This is a genomic window from Pedobacter antarcticus (assembly GCF_900103515.1).
Lineage (GTDB): Bacteria > Bacteroidota > Bacteroidia > Sphingobacteriales > Sphingobacteriaceae > Pedobacter > Pedobacter antarcticus.
This window is the reverse complement of the sequence record NZ_FNGZ01000002.1, coordinates 107145-126140: the sequence shown is the minus strand read 5'-3', so window position 1 is coordinate 126140 and position 18996 is coordinate 107145. Positions and strand designations below refer to the sequence as shown.

Below are 18996 nucleotides of genomic sequence, written 5' to 3'. Positions count from 1 at the left end.
AGTTTCACTCTATACCACTATAGAAATTACGTGTTTTGACACTCATTAAATAGGAGCTACTTTTATCACCGTAAACAGAAAAATCATGGAAGAATTCAAAAAGACTAACCGAAAATTGACAACTGCGTCCGGAAGACCTTATGCAGAGCACGAAAATTCCCAATCAGTTGGAAAAAGAGGTCCGCTTTTATTACAAGACTTTATACTTCACGAGAAAATGGCGCACTTCAACAGGGAACGGATTCCTGAACGTGTTGTCCATGCAAAAGGAACAGGTGCATATGGAACTTTTAAAGTCACCCATGATATATCCAGGTATACGAAAGCTAAAATATTTAATCAGATCGGCAAAACTGCCAAGATATTCCTGCGATTTTCTACCGTTGGAGGTGAAAAAGGAAGTGCAGACTCCGAGAGAGATCCAAGAGGTTTTGCGTTAAAATTCTATACAGAAGATGGAAACTGGGATCTGGTTGGTAATAATACACCGGTTTTCTTTATTAAAGACCCGAAAAAATTCAGTGATTTTATACATACACAGAAACGTGATCCAAGGACGAATCTGAAAAGCCCGACCATGATGTGGGATTTTTGGTCCTTAAATCCGGAGAGCCTCCATCAGGTTATGATTTTAATGAGCGACCGTGGAACCCCTTACTCCTACCGTCATATGGATGGCTTTGGTAGTCATACCTATTCTATGATTAATGCCGAAAATGAACGCGTATGGGTTAAATTCCATTTTAAAACCCAGCAGGGGATTAAAAACTTCACCGGACCTGAAGCAGATGCCATGCGCACACAGGATATGGATCATTCACAGCGAGATCTGGTAGAAGCAATTGACCGCGGAGAATTCCCTAAATGGAGTGTTAAAATTCAGGTAATGACAGAAGAAGAAGCGAAAACTTTCCGCTGGAACCCGTTCGATTTATCAAAAATATGGCCTCATGGAGAATTTCCTTTAATCGATTTAGGCGAAATCGAATTGAATGAAGTACCAAGAAACTACTTTGCACATGTGGAGCAGGCTGCTTTTGCGCCATCAAACCTGGTCGATGGGATTGGATTCTCACCTGACAAAATGCTACAGGGGCGGATTCTCTCTTATGCAGATGCACATCGCTACCGCCTGGGCGTTAACTACGAGCAGATCCCGGTAAATGCCTGTCCATTTATGGTCAGCAATTATCACAGGGACGGTCAGATGAGAGTAGATGGAAATGGTAATGAAGACCCTAACTATTATCCAAATAGTTTCGGCGATGTTGTCCCTGATGAAAGTTATAAAGAACCAGCATGGGAGCTTGAATCGAATGTTGCAGACTGGTATGACAGAAATGAAGGTGAAGGCGATAATGACCATTATACACAACCTGGTGACCTTTTCCGTAAAGTAATGACTGATGCTGACCGTCAGAACCTCATCAATAACATTGTAGGTGCGATGAGCGGTATAAGCGGTCCGAGAAGAGATCAAATAATCAATTTACAGCTTTGCCATTGGTTTAGAGCTGACATTAGCCTGGGAATGGCCGTTGCAAGTGGTTTAGGGATTGATGCCGCTGCAGCAATGCAAAAACAACAACATTAAAAAACACACCAATAAGCAAAAAGCCTGCACTCATTAGCTGAGATGCAGGCTTTTCGCTTAAAGCATATTTTATAATCAGATATTTCTTCTTTTTTTCTCCCGTAAAATTAAATCCAGTTCTCTGCTGGTTTGACCGGCAATAGAAGTGTTTTCTTGTGCTCTTCTGAACAAATACGGCATCACAGCTTTTACCGGACCATATGGAACATATTTAGCCACGTTATAGTTAGAATCGGACAGATTGAAGCTCAGGTTGTCACTCATACCCAGTAGCTGTGCAAAGTAAACATGCGGGTGATTGTGTGGAATCTGATATTTATCTAGCAGATCTGCAAGAATACGGCAGCTATTTTCATTGTGCGTTCCGCAGACGATGCCAATTTGTTCTACATTTTCAACCGAATAAGTAATCGCAGCATCATAATCCCGGTCGGTAGCTGCTTTATCGGGCTGTATAGGCGAAGGATAACCCATCTCTGCAGCCCTTTTTCTTTCTTTCTCCATATAGGCGCCCCTTACGATTTTGGCGCCGAGAATAAAACCCGCTTCCTTAGCTATCAGATGGTCAGCTTTAAGATCGGCCAGCTTATCATGACGGTAAATCTGGTAAGTATTATAAACGATCAGTTTTTGCTTGTTGAATAACATCATCATATCAATCGCCAACTGATCAATTGTTTCCTGAATCCAGGTCTCTTCTGCATCTATCATGATCGGAACATTCTTTTCGTAAGCAGTACGACAGATTCTTTCACAGCGTTTTTTTACCTTTTCAAATTCCGCCGTCTCATCCGCTGTTAATTCTGCTTTCGCATCCAGTTTCTCCAATAATCCAAAACGCCCGATACCTGTCACTTTAAATACTGTGATTGGAACCCTGGGATCTCCTTCTGCCCTGTCAATTGTACGGATAATTTCTGCACAGGTATAATCAAACACATGCTCTTCCTCCTCTCCTTCCACAGAATAATCCAGGATTGTACCAACTTTTACAGTGCCTAACTGAGCGATTGTCTTTTCGCATTCAGCAATGGTTTCACCGCCACAGAACTGCTTAAAAATAGTTTTTTTAATAATTCCCTGAATTGGCAGGCCTACATTTAACATCAGATTGGTAACCGGCGGCCCCACCTGGGTTAAAAAGTTGCTGCTCATAATTTTAAACAGCCAGTAAGCACTGTTCAATTCGGCTTTAGATTTACTACGGAAAGCAATTTCCGTATTATCAAAATTTAATTTTGTTCCCTGAGACATTTGGTTTTTAATTGGATAATTGGTCAATCGGAGGCAAAAATATAAATTCCGATACTTACAAGGGCATATCTGTCTGGAAATTAATTGTAAATTTGCTGTGCTATGATAGAATTTAAATTAGAAGGCGAATTTATCCCCATGATACAGCTGTTAAAGGCCACCGGACTTGTTCAAAGTGGTGGTGAAGCACAGACTGTTGTAGAAGATGGGCTGGTCAAATATAACGGCGAAGTAGATTACCGTAAACGCTTAAAGGTGCGTCAGGGAGATCTGATTGATTTTATGGGACAAAAAGTAAAAGTAGTTTAATGGAGAAGTTAGAAAGTGCAGGTACTTATATACATTTCGAGACTTCCCTTGAGCCGATAACCGCATTAATTGAAGAAGGAAAATACAGTAAGGTGTTTGTTTTTGCTGACATCAATACATCGGAACATTGTTTACCTGTTTTCCGTGAAATGCTCGATGATTTCAGCGAGTTTGATCTGATTGAAACCGATCCTGGTGAAGAAAATAAGAACATTGATTTCTGCATCGGTATCTGGAAAACATTACTTGATTTCGGTGCCGATCGTAAAGCGCTGATGATTAATCTCGGCGGTGGTGTTATTACAGACATGGGTGGTTTTGTCGCTTCCACTTATAAAAGAGGAATTGATTTCATAAATATTCCAACCACACTTTTATCGCAGGTAGATGCTTCAGTCGGTGGCAAAACGGGAATTGATATCGATAATGTAAAAAATATGGTCGGTACATTCACTTTACCAAAAGCTGTATTTATCGAGTCTGCTTTTCTAAAAACAGTACCGGAGAGAGAATTACTTTCTGGTTTTGCTGAAATGATCAAACACGGTCTTATTGCCGACAGTGCTTACTTCGAAAGATTAAAAGCACAGCGCTTCAATGAGCTTCCAGTAGAGGAAATTTACCGTTCGGTGCAGATTAAAAATGAAGTCGTCACTGCTGATCCGCTCGAAAAGAATATCAGAAAGATCTTAAACTTTGGCCATACAATCGGCCATGCAGTTGAAAGTTATTCATTAAATAATGATAAAAAATCTCTTACCCATGGCGAAGCAATCGCTGTTGGTATGATTTGTGAAGCCTGGCTTTCCTGGAAAAACAGTACACTGACTGAGACTGAACTCGAAGAAGTTAAAACTTACATCGCCTCAGTTTACCCAGCCTACCACATTAAAGAGAAGTCATTCAAAGCATTGGCAAAATTGATGCAGAGTGACAAGAAAAATGAAAATGGTCATATTCTTTTCTCCCTTTTAGAAAAGATTGGTAAGTGTACTTATAACTGTCGCGTTTCTGAAACCGACATTAATGAGAGTTTAAGGTTTTACAATTCAATTTATGCTACTTGATTCTAGAAGTTTAACGATAGGAACACTTTTCGGCACCGTAATTCTGGTTTCCATAGCTGAAATGTACTTTAGTTATTTTCACGATAGGAAGCTTTATACAAAAAAGGATACCTGGACAAACGTTTACCTGATGGGGCTCGCATTCCTCATCAACCTGTCAACTAAGGCAGGGACCTTTTTTTTATTAGACTATTGTTATCAGTTCCGTCTGTTCGAAATTAAAAATGTCTTTCTATACTGGCTGACTTTAATTTTAATTCAGGACCTGCTTTACTGGATTCTCCATACCTCAGGTCACTATATCCGGTTCTTCTGGGCCATGCATGTCACCCACCATTCCTCGTCTTATTTCAATCTGACAACAGGGTTCAGGTCTACAGTGTTTGAACCTCTTTATCGCGTATTCTTTTACCTTCCGCTCGCTTTTATGGGGTTTTCCGCACTGGATATCCTGTATGCATACCTGATTACACAGATTTATGGAAATATTGTTCATACGCAGACTGTAGGAAAATTACATCCCTGGATTGAGTATATCTTCGTAACCCCGTCCCATCATCGCGTTCATCATGCCAGTAATATCAGATATCTCGATAAAAACATGGGTATGGTTTTAATCATATGGGACAGATTATTTGGAACGTTCCAGGAAGAACTTCCTGAAGATCAAGAACCCATCACCTATGGTCTCACCCATCAACCTGATGATACCGGGCCGGTAAGTACGGTTTTCCATGAGTTTTTCGCCCTGTCATCAGATGTCAGAAAAGCACCTGGATGGAAGAATAAGATAAAATATGTGTTTTGTCCTCCCGGATGGAGCCACGACGGCAGCACACAGATCGCGAAAGTATTGCAGGACGAATTAAGAGAACAGGAGAACAAAAAATAATTTTTTTTATTTTAATATTGACAAATTAAATTTTGTTGTTACATTTGGCAGAACGAAAACAACAAACACAGATATTTTAATAAGAATATCCACAAGAAACAAACAATGAGAAATATCACTACATATTGGTTTTTTAACTTTTACTTCTTTAGTAAGAGCCGGGACTGATATGCAATCAAAATAATCAAGATAATTGTATATGAAAAGTCCCGGCAAAACGCCGGGACTTTTTTTTTATCAAAAAAAATTAAAAAGAAGATAAACCAATGAAAAAACTGACAAAAGTAGCTATACAGGGAATCAAGGCCTCATTTCACGAAGAAGCTGCCTTCAAATTCTTTGGTAAGGATATCCAGACCATAGAATGTAATTCCTTCAAGCAAACCTGTGATGTGCTTGCTGCAGGTGAAGCTGACTATGTGGTAATGGCAATTGAAAATTCCATTGCCGGCAGCCTGTTACCGAACTACACTTTGATCAGAGAGTACAACTTTGCAGTTACCGGAGAAGTTTACCTGGGTATTCAGTTACATTTGATGGCATTACCAGGTGTTAAAATAGAAGATGTTAAATATGTAACCTCCCATCCTATTGCAATCCGTCAGTGTATTGATTTCTTCGATGAATTTCCTCATTTAAAAATAGTAGAAAGTGTAGATACGGCAGCTTGTGCCAAAAAAATAAAAGAAGAGCAGTTAACTGATACTGTCGCTGTGGCGAATGCAATGGCTGCAGAGCTATACGGATTGGATATTATTGAAAGAAGAATAGAATCAAATAAAAAGAATTACACCCGTTTTCTTATCCTAAAAAACGATAAAGCAGAAAACCCTGGCATTATCAATAAAGCATCTATCTGTTTTCAGGTGGGCAACCATGTCGGAGCACTTTCTGAAGTCCTGAATATTTTCGCAAAACAAGATGTCAATCTAAGTAAAATTCAATCTATGCCTGTTCTGGGTAAAAGAAATGATTATTACTTCTATGTAGACATGGAGTGGTCAGACATAGCCAAATATGACGAAGCGATCCGTAGGTCATTAAAATATACGGTAAACTTTAATATTATGGGTGAATACGAGAAGAACGATAAAGTATAATCCCGTCAAAAACAAGAAAATCACAATTAAACAACAATAAACGAATTAAAATCACCTTAACATGAAATTGAATTTAAACATCCAACCATTAAGCAGCTGGATAAACCTTAAAAGCGAACCTCTTATTATTTCTGGTCCTTGCAGTGCAGAGACTGAAGAACAATTACTGTCTACCGCACATTTACTGGCAGCAACCGGAAAAGTATCTGTTTTAAGAGCTGGAATCTGGAAACCACGTACCCGTCCGGGGGAATTTGAAGGTATTGGCAGCATTGGACTGGAATGGTTAAAAAGAGCAAAAGCCGAAACAGGCCTTCCTACAGCTGTTGAAGTGGCAACTGCGAAACACGTTGAAGAAGCATTGGCAGCAGGCGTTGATATCCTTTGGATCGGTGCAAGATCTACTGCAAATCCTTTCACAGTACAGGAAATTGCTGATGCATTGAAAGGCGTTGACATCCCTGTATTAGTTAAAAACCCGGTTAATCCTGATATCTCTTTATGGATCGGCGCACTGGAAAGAATTAACAATGCAGGAATTACCAAATTAGGTGCAATTCACCGCGGATTCTCTTCGTATGAGAAAAGCTCTTTCCGCAATGAACCAATGTGGGAACTTGCTATCCAGTTGAAAACACATTGCCCGGAACTTCCTATCATCAATGATCCTTCACACATCTGTGGTAACCGTGAATTGATTCCTTATATCTCACAAAAAGCACTGGATATGGATATGCAAGGTCTGATGATCGAATCTCATATTGATCCTTCAGTTGCATGGACAGACGCGAAACAACAAGTAACTCCTGCTGCGCTGGAAGAGTTAGTAAGTAGATTAAGTGTGCGTGAACCAGAATCTACAAATCCGGCATTTTCAGATAAACTGGCAGAATTACGTAAGCAAATTGATAAGATTGACGATACACTGATTACGAAATTAGGCGAGCGTATGGCTATCGTTGAAAAAATCGGTCAGTACAAAAGAGATAACAAAGTAACTATCCTTCAGGTTAACCGTTGGGATGAAATCCTTAAAAAAGGAAGTGCTTTTGCAAGAGCGATGAAATTAGACCTCAACTTCACAGAAAAATTCCTTGAATTGGTACACGGTGAATCAATCCGTAAACAAAACGAGATTATGAATGAAGGTAAAACTGAAGAAGAAGTAGCTAAAGCAGCAGCAGAAGAAGCAACAAACTAAATAAGATTCCTGATGAAACCAAACGCAGTTATTTCCTTTACAGGACCTAAAGACATTCAAGCCGGGATTTCCCTGACCGGCTCTAAAAGCGAAAGCAACAGAGCGCTGGTTATCGCTGCTTTGAGTGGCGGAGTGGTTAAAGCAGAGAACCTTTCGGACGCAGCTGATACCGTTACCCTTCAAAGAATACTGAAGGAACTGGAAACGCCTGCTGCCGGGCTAAGAACAGTAAACGTTGGTCATGCCGGAACAGCTATGCGCTTTCTGACAGCTTACCTTTCTACTATCCATGAAGAATTCCTGCTCACAGGATCTTCCCGGATGCAGGAGCGACCAATCGGAATTCTGGTTGACGCTTTAAAAAGTATCGGTGCGGATATCAGTTATACGAAAAATGACGGATATCCACCTTTGCATATTAAAGGTGGATTGAACGCTCCATCAGCTGAGGTATTTATCAAAGGAAATGTCAGCAGCCAGTATCTATCTGCGCTGCTGATCATTGCTTCCAGCCTAACAAACGGTTTAACCCTTCATATCGAAGGCGGATTAACCTCCAGACCCTATCTGGAAATGACACTGGACATGCTCGCCGCAGCTGGAATTTCGCATACCTGGACAGCAGATACAATCAGAATCGAAAAACAAAATCATCAGCCTGCTACCTTAACTGTAGAGCCCGACTGGAGCGCTGCATCTTACTGGTACAGTATTGCTTCTCTGGCTGATAACGCAGTAATTAATTTATCCAACCTGCGGCAGGAAAGCTTGCAGGGAGACAGCCAGATTCAAGAATTAATGATTGATCTTGGTGTAAGAACTGCACATATACAAGGAGGTATTTCATTGAAATCCGGCACTTCACAGCAGATAGATCAAATCATTGACCTTAAAAACTGTCCGGACCTTGCGCAAACTATTATTGTTTGTGCAGCAGCTAAAGGACTGAATCTCGCCTTTACCGGTTTGGAGACCCTTAAAATTAAGGAGACCAATCGTGTACTCGCCCTGCAACAGGAATTAGCTAAAATCGGGGTTCTTCTAAAAGAAGAGCAGGAAATTTACACCCTTGACTGCAGTAAGCTGGCTTTTCCGGAAAAGGTAACATTCTGCACCTATGACGATCACCGGATGGCAATGGCATTCGCACCACTCAGCCTGCTGATTAAAGAGGTTGAAATTGAAGATTATCATGTTGTAGAAAAGTCTTATCCGGATTTCTGGAAAGACCTGGAAATAGCTGGCTTTACGGTAAAAGAAGTTGAAACTTTAATTCATTCATAATGGCAGGCAATACATTCGGAACATTATTCAGCATTTCTACTTTTGGGGAGTCTCATGGTATTGCTATTGGCGTTATCATTGATGGCTGCCCCGCAGGCTTGCCGCTGGACCTTGATTTTATTCAGGCAGAGCTCGACAAACGCAGACCTGGGCAAAGTAAAATTACCACGCAGCGAAAGGAAAGTGACACTGTACAAATCCTGTCAGGAATATTTGAAGGAAAAAGTACAGGGACACCGATAGCGCTGTTAATCCCTAATGAAGACCAGCGTTCAAAAGATTATAACCATAATCAAACTGTATACCGTCCTTCACATGCAGACTATACTTACGACGCAAAATATGGGATTCGTGATCACCGTGGCGGAGGGAGGTCTTCAGCAAGAGAAACGGCGGCCAGAGTTGCGGCAGGTGCAATTGCCAAGCTCCTTTTAAAGCATCACGGGATAGAGATATTCGCACACGTTTCTGCTGTTGGTACCATACAGGCGCCGCAGCTACAGGCATTGGAAATTCCGGAACTGCTGCAAATCAGAGAAGAAAACATCGTTCGCTGTGCCGATCCGGCAGTAGCAAAAGAGATGATTGAATTCATTGACGGCATCAGGAAGGATGGTGACACAGTCGGCGGAAAAGTCAGCTGTATTATTCGTAATTGCCCTGCAGGAATCGGAGAACCTGTTTTCGACAAACTCCATGCTGAGCTGGGTAAAGCGATGTTGAGCATTAATGCTGTACATGGCTTTGAATATGGTTCTGGCTTCTCAGGAAGCGAAATGCGTGGTTCTGAGCATAATGATATCTTTCTATCTGGTGGAACAAGGGCAAAAACAGTGACGAATTTCTCGGGGGGTATACAAGGTGGTATCTCCAACGGAATGGAAATTACTTTTAATGTCGCTTTTAAACCGGTTGCTACGATCATGCATAGCCAGCAAACCATCAATGCGGCTGGAGAGATTACAGAAATAAAAGGAAAAGGAAGACACGATCCATGTGTTGTACCACGTGCAGTTGTCATTGTTGAAGCAATGGCGGCCCTGGTTATCGCAGATCTGCTTTTAAGAAATAAAACCAGCAAGCTTTAATTAGCCGACTGGTTTTAAATATCAATTGAATACCCTGTTATTAATAAATAGCAGGGTATTTTTGTTGGTTATGTTTATTCAGCATCCCATAAATAGTTTCTACCACGTCATCCACGGAAGGTTTTGTGAAATAATCACCGTCAGAACCATAAGGCGGACGGTGGGCTTTTGCTGTTAAAGTCTGTGGTTGTGCATCCAGATAATAATATCCGCCCTGCTGTTCCATAATCTGCTGTAGAATATAGGCAGACGCTCCTCCTGGTACGTCTTCATCAACAACCAGTAATTTATTTGTTTTCTGAAGAGAAGCCAGGCATACTTGTTCCTGATCGAAAGGAAGTAAAGTCTGCGGATCAATAATCTCTACCGAGATCCCCATTTTCAGTAATTCCTCAGCAGCTTCTTCTACCACTCTGAGCGTTGAACCATAAGAAACGACAGTAATATCGGTTCCGGTTCTAATCACTTCGGCCTGGCCTAAGGGAACTGTATATTCACCAACATTATCAGGCATCATTTCTTTCAGTCTGTAACCATTCAGACACTCAATAACCAAAGCAGGTTCATCTGAACGGAAAAGTGTATTATACATACCGGCTGCCTGCGTCATATTACGCGGTACGCAGATATGCAGGCCTCTCAACGAACCGAGAATCATTGCAATAGGTGATCCTGAATGCCATACCCCTTCCAGACGATGTCCGCGGGTACGGATAATTACAGGAGATTTCTGTCCGCCTTTAGTCCGGTAAGACAGGCTGGCCAGATCATCACTTAAAATATTAATCGCATAAAGCAGGTAATCCAGATATTGTATTTCCGCTATAGGTTTTAAGCCCCTTAATCCAAGGCCTATCCCCTGCCCTACAATGGTCATTTCCCTGATTCCGGTGTCAGTGACCCGTAACTCTCCGAATTTAGCCTGAAGACCTGCAAATCCTTGATTTACGTCACCGATGCTACCCAGATCCTCTCCGAACGCAACCAATCTCGGATCGCGTCTGAAATTGGCGTCAAAGCAGGCATTCAGTAATTCTCTGCCATCGATCATTTTACTGTTTTCATGATAGCTTGCCGCCTCATTTTTAACGTGTATATGAGATTCCAGCCCATCTGTAAATAACTTGGAGTTATATCTTTCCGCGTTGGCTGTTTTTTCTTCCTGATACCAGCTCAACAGTGCATTTCTTTCTTCGCTTTCTATGCTCAGTGTTAAACGTAATGCTTTTCTGACGGCAGAAATAACCTCTTTTCGTTGCGCATCCGGCGTTGCGGCCAGATTAGCAGATAACTTTTTGAGTAAAGGATTGGAAACAGCAAGCGCATTGATCAAAGCAATCGCCTGGTCTTTTTCGACTTTAATATCGTTCAAGAACTCATTCCATGCTTCTTTCTGCGCTTCCCGCACCATTTTCTTGGCCGTATCTTCCAGTGCTGATAGTTCTTCCTCCGTTACTATCGCCGATTCCAGCATCCAGATACGCATCTGGCGGATACAGTCAAATTCTTTCTCCCATTCCAAACGTGCTTTACTTTTATAACGTTCATGCGAGCCAGATGTCGAATGACCCTGTGGCTGTGTCACTTCTGTAACATGGATTAGTACCGGAACATGCTCCTCCCTGCAAACTTTTATTGCCTGCTGGTATGTTTCGCATAAGGCGGGGTAATCCCAGCCACGGACTTTATAGATTTCGAAACCAGCGTTGTCTTCGTCGCGCTGGAATCCCTTCAGTATTTCAGATATATCTTCCTTAGTGGTCTGATATTTAGCAGGAACAGAAATTCCGTAAGCATCATCCCAGACGGACATAGCCATCGGGATCTGCAATACACCAGCTGCGTTAATCGCTTCAAAAAAGACCCCTTCAGAAGTCGAAGCATTCCCTATAGTTCCAAAAGCTACCTCATTTCCTTCTACAGAAAAGTTTTTAAGATAATTTAACTCCGGATTCTGGCGATATAGTTTAGAAGCATAAGCTAAGCCAACTAATCTGGCCATTTGTCCACCCGTGGGAGCGATATCTGAGGATGAATTTTTCATAGCCGTCAGATCCTTCCAGGAACCATCTTCATTTAAAGAACGTGTTGCAAAATGGCAATTCATCTGTCTGCCCGCCGAAGCCGGATCGGCCTCCACGTTAGGATTAGCATATAATTGAGCGAAAAATTCCTTAATGGTACAAATACCTGTGGCAAATGCGAAAGTCTGGTCACGGTAATACCCCGATCTCCAGTCTCCATTTTGAAATGCTTTGGCCATGGCAATCTGCGGAAGTTCTTTCCCGTCACCAAAAATGCCAAATTTTGCCTTACCTGTTAAAACCTCCTTACGGCCTAGTAAACTGGCTTGCCTACTTTCAAATGCGATCTTATAATCAGCGATCACAATAGTTTTAAAGTCGTCAAAACTTAATTCTGAAGCATCAATAGGGTTCGTGGTAAGTTTGTCATTTAGCATCATAAGCACAAAAGTTTATTGGGCAAAGATACTAATTTTCTAAATTACGTCCCGATACCGAACGTAATTTATATATTCCTTCAGCCAATTGGAAATCTGAATGAAAAGACTAAATTTGTTCAAAACGGGGTTAAATCAATGGTGATCAATCCCGTAAATATTTACTACTGAATTTTAAATTAACACATAAATGAAAAAGCTAATCGTATTATTAACCTTCGTATTGGGTGTCAGTACTGCAACTTTTGCACAGAGCAAACCAGCAGAATTTAAATTTGAAAAAGAAACGCACGATTTTGGAAAAATCTCTATGGCGAGCCCTGCAACCGTAGAATTTAAGTTTACCAACATTGGAGATCAGCCATTGATTTTAACTAAAGTTGAGTCTACATGTGGGTGTACAGTTCCTGATTATACTAAAACTCCAATAAAAAAGGGTGAGACCGGAACCATTAAAGTTACCTATACACCAGCAGGCTCTCCTTTACCGTTCAGCAAGAGCGTAACAATTTCTTCCAATGCTAAAACGCCGGTAAAAGTCTTATATATTAAAGGCGAAACTGTCGCTGGAAAGTAATTTAAGTCATTTATAATTTATTCAATTAAACCTCGTTAATTAACGAGGTTTTTTATTTTTGTAACATGCCACATATCTCAGAAAAAGGGTTGCAAATGCCCGCTTCGCCAATCAGGAAACTTACTCCATTTGCTGATCAGGCAAAAAAAGAAGGAAAAAAAGTTTATCACTTAAATATCGGCCAACCTGACATTGCCACGCCGGAAGGTATGCTGAATGCCATTAAAAATATAGATTTCAACGTCTGGGCTTATACTGCATCTGAAGGAACCCTTTCTTACCGAACCAAGCTGACGGAATATTATAACAAATTAGGCTATAATATTACTCCGGATAATATCCTGGTTACAGTTGGTGGTTCTGAAGCAATTACTATTGCCATGCAAACTTGTGTAAATGAAGGTGACGAGATTATTATACCTGAACCATTTTACGCTAATTACAATGGCTTCGCCTGTATGAGTAATGTAGTCGTAAAGCCTATATTGTCCTACATAGAGAACGGATTTGCATTACCTCCAATAGCCGAATTTGAAAAATTAATAACAGCTAAAACCAAAGCGATTATTATCTGTAATCCAAATAATCCAACAGGTTACCTTTATTCGAGAGAAGAGCTGGAAGCATTAAAGGAACTTTGTCTTAAATATGATTTATTCCTGTTTTCTGATGAAGCCTACCGTGAATTCTGTTATGACGGAAGGGAGTTTATCTCGCCGATGCATCTGGAAGGGCTGGACGAAAATGTAGTAATTATGGATACAGTATCTAAAAGATACAGTGCCTGTGGTGCAAGATTAGGTTGTTTAATTACAAAAAACAAGGCAGTTATACAATCTGGACTAAAATTTGCGCAAGCAAGACTCAGTCCGGGTATGGTTGAACAGATTGCCGGAACCGCAGCCGTAGACACACCAGACAGTTACTTCGAAGAAGTTAACAAAGAATATACTTTAAGACGCGATACTTTAGTAAAACGCCTTAACGCTATAGATGGTGTATTTTGCCCGAATCCAGGTGGAGCATTCTACGTCGTTGCCTCTTTACCGATTGACGACTCTGATAAATTTTGTCAGTGGATTCTTGAAAATTTTGAGTACAAAGGCGCCACTGTGATGATGGCACCGGCAACAGGCTTCTATTCAAGTCCTGGTTCAGGAAAGAACGAGGTGAGAATGGCCTATGTATTGAATACTGATGATCTGAATAATGCGATGGATTGTTTAGAAGAAGCATTGAAACAATATCAAGCATAATTGAATAAGTATAAAGGGATTTTCCCAAGCCAAATTAAATATGATGAATAAGAATTCTTTAATAACTGAAACCGTAGTCCATGCGTCCCCGATTGAATTATGGAAGTTAATTACAGACCGGGATGCCATGAAAATCTGGTACTTCGATATTCCTGACTTTAGTCTGGTTGAGGGTACTAATTTTACTTTTAAAGGCAAGGGTGAAGGAGAGAAATATCTCCACAAAGGTGTAATTCTGGATGTTGTGCCTTTGTACCGGCTAACATATTCATGGGGTTATAAAGAATATCCTGGTGAATCGGAGGTTACATTTCAGCTCAATTCGGTTGGAAAAAACAAAACCCGCGTTACTATCATTCACAGCGGTATTGAAAGTTTCCCTGATGGTGACCCTAATTTTTCAAGGGAGAGTTTCACTGCAGGCTGGAATTCTATCTTAAACGAATCACTTAAGCCATACGCAGAAGGTACAAAGACAGCTTAAAAAAAAACAGGCTAAATAAATAGTATAACCAGGTAGTATCGTAACAGAACTACCTGGTTTTTTTTGTTTAAACCAAAAGCCAAGTCGCTGAACAGATAATTATCCTTATACGACAATGCATCTGGTGTGTTAGTCGTATTCACTTTAAATCCTCTTCGAACTTCCTCCGTTATTTCTTCGATTCCGATTGAAGGAACAACGAAGGAAGTCCGAAGGAAGTCCGAACAAAGTGTGTCTGAAATGTTGACAACACCAACACATAACCAGATTAACTTTAAGTTAACTTCAAGCTAAGATTAATTATCTTATTCAAGAGATAAGAGTGCTTTCAATTCCCCTTTTTATAAAGTAGTCCTTGATTTTTTATCTTAATTTGTATTGTGGTTATGATCACCTGTTTTCGACCATAGAGAAAAAATTAAAAAATGAGCTGAATGAAGATAGATGAAATTATAGAGCAGATCCATAACATTCCTGCCAATGCCAAGGCCACATTAAAAGATAATATTTCTGAAATCGCCCATCCTAAAAACCATATTCTGTTAAGAGCTGACAAAATCGAAACCAGTATCTACTTTATAAAAAAAGGGATTGTGAGGGCATTCGCGCCACAAAAAGAAATGGATATCACCTTTTGGTTTGGTGAAGAAGGAGAAACAATTCTATCGATGCGGAGTTACGTGGAACGCAAAAGAAGTTATGAAAATGTCGAGCTTCTGGAAGATTGCGAGCTCTATGAATTGAAGATAGACCGTTTAAATGAGCTCTATAACCGGGATATAAACATAGCTAACTGGGGAAGAAAACTGGCCGAAAAAGAACTGCTGAAATTAGAAAGCAGATTTGTATCAACAGCGTTATTATCTGCTAAAGAACGTTATGATGGACTAATGGCAGACTCACCCAGCCTCATTCAACGTGCTCCACTAAAGTATATCGCTTCCTATCTTGGAATTACACCCGTAAGCTTAAGCCGGATTCGCAAAGAGAAATAGTCATCGTCACAAACTACTATTTATCATAGGATAATTTTGCTTTGATTAATTCTTGATATTTTTGCGCTGTTTATTAATAGTTTAAACAGAAATAAATTATGTCAGGTAGTAAAATAAAAAACACCTTATCAATAGCAGAAATCATCCCTGCAAAGACCCGGTTTAAATTAATCGCAATATGGTTAATTGTAGGGCTTTTCACGGTGTTTGGCCATTCTTTACTAGGCGAATCTATGTCTTCTACTACGGCAGTAATAGCTTTCCTGATCCTCCTTCTGACGATTGTAGGAGCTGCCTTTGGTGTTGTAAAAGAAGCCGATGAGCTAGCTCATAAACTCGGCGAACCGTACGGCACATTAATATTAACACTTTCTATTGTTTCCATTGAAGTCATTCTGATTTCGGCAGTTATGCTTGGCCCCGGAGAATTCCCGACGATTGGTAAGGATTCTATATTTTCAGTGATGATGATTATTATGAACCTGGTTATCGGACTATGTATTCTGTTAGGTGGGCTAAAATATGGAGAACAGGAGTACAATGCACAGGGCGCAATGTCTTACCTCGGGATGATTATCATGCTGGGAAGTATCGGGATGATGCTCCCAAATTTCATAGAGGGGGCCGGAAATGGAATTTTCAGCAATACACAGGCCATCGTTCTTTCTTCGTTGATTATTATTTTATATGGATTTTTCCTCCTATTGCAGATGAAGGGATACAGGCATCTCTATATACAGCCCCAAAAAGGAAAGATGGAGATCCCTTTTGCTGAGCGGAATAGTGATCTGCTTACGATTACAGGCCCTGTAGATGATCCTTCCAAAAGTAATAAAAACGAGATCATTATCCGTTCCGCCGTTTTGATCGTAACAATATTACCAATTGTTCTGCTCTCGCATAATATGGCTACAGTGGTTGACTACGGAATTAAAGCCGCCAATCTACCACCTTTATTGGGGGGCGTTTTAATTGCAATTATCGTATTCACTCCGGAATCCATGACAGCGGTTAAAGCCGCACTTAACAACGAATTTCAGCGTGCCATCAATCTTTGCCACGGAGCTTTTGTTTCCACTGTTGGGCTAACAGTTCCTTCTGTCCTTATTGTCGGACTGATCACAGGTAAAACAGTATTATTCGGACTTACAGCTACAGAAATGATCCTGTTTATTATCACTTTGTTATTAAGCCTGATGACCTTTCTGGGCAAAAGAACAACGCCAATGGTAGGCATCATGCACCTCGTGCTGTTTCTAGTCTTTATTATGCTGATTTTCAATCCTTAAGGATAAGATCTTAGCCGGATCAGGTTTTTTAGGCAAAAAGAAGCGAAGCGTTTTTTACCTGTTCGTATCATTTCATGTTTTTTAAATGTCTTTTCTACGTTTAAAAAATAATGCTTACTTTGAGGCCCAACTAACCAAATATCTAAACAGCTGATCTTGCTTATGTCCCCTATCAGGAGTATTCTTTACGTATTTATATTATCATTCTGCTTTTCCAAATCTTCTGCTCAGGATCTCCATATTTCCAGCCCGGATAAAAAACTGACTGTCAAATTATTCTTAGACCAGGGCAAACTGTATTATAATGTGCTTCTGCAAGAAAATGAAATGCTGGAAAAGTCCCCTTTAGGGTTGCGCGGCAGTCAGGTAGATTTGTCTTCAAATCTTCTTCTGATCAGCAGCAATTCAAAACAGATTGATCAGACCTATTCGGAACCAAAAATTAAAATAAGTACCGTTAGGTATCAGGCCAATGAACTGATCTGTAAATTCGAAAATCCAAATAAACAGCAATTAGAGGTAGTCTTTCGGGTGAGCAATAATAATATTGCTTTCCGTTATCAAGTTCCTCAAACCGGTGAACCTGCCAATTTTACTATTGAAGAAGAACTAACCGGATATAAGTTCCCTTTGGCAACCACAACTTTTTTAACTCCACAAGCCTCTCCCATGATTGGCTGGATGAAAACGAAACCCAGCTATGAAGAAGAATACATACCAGATCAGGCGATGGGCGTTCCTTCGAAATATGGCGTAGGATATACCTTCCCAGCCCTTTTTCATGTTGGCGACAAGGGTTGGATTTTACTCTCAGAAACTGGTGTAAATGCACTCTACTGCGGCTCGAAATTGAGCGAAGGAACCAAAGACGGGATGTATAAATTAGCCTTTCCCGAAACTGGCGAAAACAACGGAATCGGAAGTGCAAACCCCACTATGGCTTTGCCCGGCGCCACGCCATGGCGAACCCTCACTGTAGGGAATAACCTTAAGCCAATTGTCGAAACAACTATACCTTTTGACGTGGTTGAGCCTCAGTATAAAGCGTCTAAAGAATACTCATTCGGTAGGTCAACCTGGAGCTGGTTATTGTGGCAGGACGACAGTATTAACCTTGATGACCAAAAGAAGTTTGTCGATCTCTCAGCCAATATGGGCTACGAGTTTGTTTTGGTTGACAACTGGTGGGATACAAAAATAGGCCGTGATAAAATAGAGCAACTGGTAGCGTATGGCAAAGATAAAAATGTGGGCGTATGCCTTTGGTACAATTCAAATGGCTTTTGGAATGACGCGCCGCAAGGGCCAAAAAACGGAATGAATACCGCTGTTGCAAGGAAGCGTGAAATGGCCTGGATGCAGCGTATAGGCATAAAAGGTATCAAGGTAGATTTTTTCGGCGGCGACAAGCAGGAAACGATGAAATTGTACGAGGATATTCTATCGGATGCAAACACTTATGGACTCACCGTTATTTTTCATGGTTGTACCCTGCCGCGTGGCTGGGAAAGGATGTACCCCAATTTTGTGGGAAGTGAAGCTGTACTGCCATCTGAAAACCTAATTTTCACCCAGCAGGCAAATGATGCAGAGGCATTTAATGCAAGTTTACACCCCTTCATACGTAATGCTGTGGGGTCAATGGACTTTGGTCCTGTCCTGCTGAACAAACGTCATAACCGGGAAAATAATGGAGGAACCATCAGGAAGACCAGTGAAACCTTTCAATTGGCGACAGCTGTCTTATTTCAAACCCCTGTGCAGAATTTCGGTATAACGCCTAATAATCTGAACGATATATCAACCCATGTGATAGATTTCATGAAACAGGTTCCAACAACCTGGGACGAGACGGTATTTGTTGACGGTTATCCGGGAAAATATTGTGTATTGGCGAGACGCCATGGAGAAACCTGGTACATCGCAGCCATCAACGCAGAAGAGAAGGAAAAAACAATAACGGTGTCTTTACCTATGTTATCTGATAAAATGATTACGCTATACTCGGACAAGAGTGATAAGCAGCCACAAATAAAAAAGGTAAATCTTCAAAAGAATAAGCAAATAACGCTCAAATTACTATCTGGCGGAGGTGCTGTTATTACCGGAAAACAGATAACAGGTTTATAAATTTTAATTAAAAAC

Annotated in this window: 16 protein-coding genes; 14 read left to right on the top strand and 2 right to left on the bottom strand. The window is 40.7% G+C overall.

Annotation, left to right across the window (positions count from 1 at the left end; translation table 11 throughout):
* Nucleotides 1–85 precede the first annotated feature (85 nt).
* A complete protein-coding gene (locus tag BLR53_RS04180) occupies nucleotides 86–1594 on the top strand; it encodes a catalase (RefSeq protein ID WP_037443730.1) in 1509 nt (502 codons plus the stop codon).
* A 75-nt stretch (nucleotides 1595–1669) separates the two neighbouring features.
* Here the strand turns inward: BLR53_RS04180 and BLR53_RS04175 are convergent, their stop codons facing one another.
* Complete coding sequence (locus BLR53_RS04175) at nucleotides 1670–2848, bottom strand: proline dehydrogenase family protein (RefSeq protein WP_176763516.1); 1179 nt, start codon at nucleotides 2846–2848, stop codon at nucleotides 1670–1672.
* A 102-nt stretch (nucleotides 2849–2950) separates the two neighbouring features.
* Here BLR53_RS04175 and BLR53_RS04170 point away from each other — a divergent pair, with 102 nt between their 5' ends.
* From BLR53_RS04170 to aroC, 7 genes are all read left to right on the top strand, one after another.
* Complete coding sequence (locus BLR53_RS04170) at nucleotides 2951–3157, top strand: RNA-binding S4 domain-containing protein (RefSeq protein WP_037443732.1); 207 nt, start codon at nucleotides 2951–2953, stop codon at nucleotides 3155–3157.
* Nucleotides 3157–4224, top strand: a complete 1068-nt coding sequence (aroB, locus tag BLR53_RS04165; RefSeq protein ID WP_074587493.1) for a 3-dehydroquinate synthase — start codon at nucleotides 3157–3159, stop codon at nucleotides 4222–4224. The genes BLR53_RS04170 and aroB overlap by 1 nt, the downstream gene beginning before the upstream one ends.
* Nucleotides 4214–5116 (top strand): sterol desaturase family protein, encoded by a 903-nt coding sequence (locus BLR53_RS04160; protein ID WP_037443736.1) that lies wholly within the window; start codon nucleotides 4214–4216, stop codon nucleotides 5114–5116. Before aroB ends, BLR53_RS04160 begins: the two co-directional genes overlap by 11 nt.
* A 266-nt stretch (nucleotides 5117–5382) precedes the next feature.
* Nucleotides 5383–6216 carry a prephenate dehydratase gene (locus tag BLR53_RS04155; protein WP_037443739.1) on the top strand — a complete coding sequence of 278 codons (834 nt, stop codon included), beginning with the start codon at nucleotides 5383–5385 and terminating at the stop codon, nucleotides 6214–6216.
* Between the two features lie 61 nt (nucleotides 6217–6277).
* A complete protein-coding gene (locus BLR53_RS04150; protein WP_037443741.1) occupies nucleotides 6278–7417 on the top strand; it encodes a chorismate mutase in 1140 nt (379 codons plus the stop codon).
* 12 nt (nucleotides 7418–7429) lie between these two features.
* On the top strand, nucleotides 7430–8701 hold the full coding sequence (gene aroA, locus BLR53_RS04145; protein WP_074587490.1) for a 3-phosphoshikimate 1-carboxyvinyltransferase: 1272 nt from the start codon (nucleotides 7430–7432) through the stop codon (nucleotides 8699–8701).
* Complete coding sequence (aroC, locus tag BLR53_RS04140; RefSeq protein WP_037443747.1) at nucleotides 8701–9789, top strand: chorismate synthase; 1089 nt, start codon at nucleotides 8701–8703, stop codon at nucleotides 9787–9789. The genes aroA and aroC overlap by 1 nt, the downstream gene beginning before the upstream one ends.
* A gap of 40 nt (nucleotides 9790–9829) precedes the next feature.
* Here aroC and BLR53_RS04135 read toward each other — a convergent pair whose 3' ends face one another.
* Complete coding sequence (locus BLR53_RS04135) at nucleotides 9830–12253, bottom strand: alpha-ketoacid dehydrogenase subunit alpha/beta (RefSeq protein ID WP_074587488.1); 2424 nt, start codon at nucleotides 12251–12253, stop codon at nucleotides 9830–9832.
* A 187-nt stretch (nucleotides 12254–12440) separates the two neighbouring features.
* Here BLR53_RS04135 and BLR53_RS04130 point away from each other — a divergent pair, with 187 nt between their 5' ends.
* The 6 genes from BLR53_RS04130 (at nucleotide 12441) to BLR53_RS04105 (ending at nucleotide 18981) form a co-directional block, all read left to right on the top strand.
* Complete coding sequence (locus tag BLR53_RS04130) at nucleotides 12441–12827, top strand: DUF1573 domain-containing protein (RefSeq protein WP_037443750.1); 387 nt, start codon at nucleotides 12441–12443, stop codon at nucleotides 12825–12827.
* Between the two features lie 65 nt (nucleotides 12828–12892).
* Complete coding sequence (locus tag BLR53_RS04125) at nucleotides 12893–14083, top strand: pyridoxal phosphate-dependent aminotransferase (RefSeq protein WP_037443753.1); 1191 nt, start codon at nucleotides 12893–12895, stop codon at nucleotides 14081–14083.
* A 40-nt stretch (nucleotides 14084–14123) separates the two neighbouring features.
* Nucleotides 14124–14567: an SRPBCC family protein gene (locus BLR53_RS04120; protein ID WP_083331995.1), complete on the top strand. Its 444-nt coding sequence runs from the start codon at nucleotides 14124–14126 to the stop codon at nucleotides 14565–14567.
* A gap of 434 nt (nucleotides 14568–15001) precedes the next feature.
* Complete coding sequence (locus BLR53_RS04115) at nucleotides 15002–15562, top strand: Crp/Fnr family transcriptional regulator (RefSeq protein ID WP_037443755.1); 561 nt, start codon at nucleotides 15002–15004, stop codon at nucleotides 15560–15562.
* 98 nt (nucleotides 15563–15660) lie between these two features.
* On the top strand, nucleotides 15661–16851 hold the full coding sequence (locus BLR53_RS04110; RefSeq protein ID WP_074587486.1) for a calcium:cation antiporter: 1191 nt from the start codon (nucleotides 15661–15663) through the stop codon (nucleotides 16849–16851).
* A 162-nt stretch (nucleotides 16852–17013) separates the two neighbouring features.
* The gene (locus tag BLR53_RS04105; protein WP_074587484.1) at nucleotides 17014–18981 is read left to right on the top strand and encodes a glycoside hydrolase family 97 protein; all 1968 of its coding nucleotides are present in this window, start codon (nucleotides 17014–17016) and stop codon (nucleotides 18979–18981) included.
* The last annotated feature ends 15 nt before the right edge of the window (nucleotides 18982–18996 follow it).

Coding starts and splice junctions, on each gene's coding strand:
- BLR53_RS04170 (WP_037443732.1), top strand. CDS start 2,951: ATGATAGAATTTAAATTAGAAGGCGAATTTATCCCCATGATACAGCTG.
- BLR53_RS04125 (WP_037443753.1), top strand. CDS start 12,893: ATGCCACATATCTCAGAAAAAGGGTTGCAAATGCCCGCTTCGCCAATC.
- aroC (WP_037443747.1), top strand. CDS start 8,701: ATGGCAGGCAATACATTCGGAACATTATTCAGCATTTCTACTTTTGGG.
- BLR53_RS04160 (WP_037443736.1), top strand. CDS start 4,214: ATGCTACTTGATTCTAGAAGTTTAACGATAGGAACACTTTTCGGCACC.
- BLR53_RS04175 (WP_176763516.1), bottom strand. CDS start 2,848: ATGTCTCAGGGAACAAAATTAAATTTTGATAATACGGAAATTGCTTTC.
- BLR53_RS04150 (WP_037443741.1), top strand. CDS start 6,278: ATGAAATTGAATTTAAACATCCAACCATTAAGCAGCTGGATAAACCTT.
- BLR53_RS04135 (WP_074587488.1), bottom strand. CDS start 12,253: ATGATGCTAAATGACAAACTTACCACGAACCCTATTGATGCTTCAGAA.
- BLR53_RS04130 (WP_037443750.1), top strand. CDS start 12,441: ATGAAAAAGCTAATCGTATTATTAACCTTCGTATTGGGTGTCAGTACT.
- BLR53_RS04155 (WP_037443739.1), top strand. CDS start 5,383: ATGAAAAAACTGACAAAAGTAGCTATACAGGGAATCAAGGCCTCATTT.
- BLR53_RS04110 (WP_074587486.1), top strand. CDS start 15,661: ATGTCAGGTAGTAAAATAAAAAACACCTTATCAATAGCAGAAATCATC.
- aroB (WP_074587493.1), top strand. CDS start 3,157: ATGGAGAAGTTAGAAAGTGCAGGTACTTATATACATTTCGAGACTTCC.
- BLR53_RS04180 (WP_037443730.1), top strand. CDS start 86: ATGGAAGAATTCAAAAAGACTAACCGAAAATTGACAACTGCGTCCGGA.
- BLR53_RS04120 (WP_083331995.1), top strand. CDS start 14,124: ATGATGAATAAGAATTCTTTAATAACTGAAACCGTAGTCCATGCGTCC.
- aroA (WP_074587490.1), top strand. CDS start 7,430: ATGAAACCAAACGCAGTTATTTCCTTTACAGGACCTAAAGACATTCAA.
- BLR53_RS04115 (WP_037443755.1), top strand. CDS start 15,002: ATGAAGATAGATGAAATTATAGAGCAGATCCATAACATTCCTGCCAAT.
- BLR53_RS04105 (WP_074587484.1), top strand. CDS start 17,014: ATGTCCCCTATCAGGAGTATTCTTTACGTATTTATATTATCATTCTGC.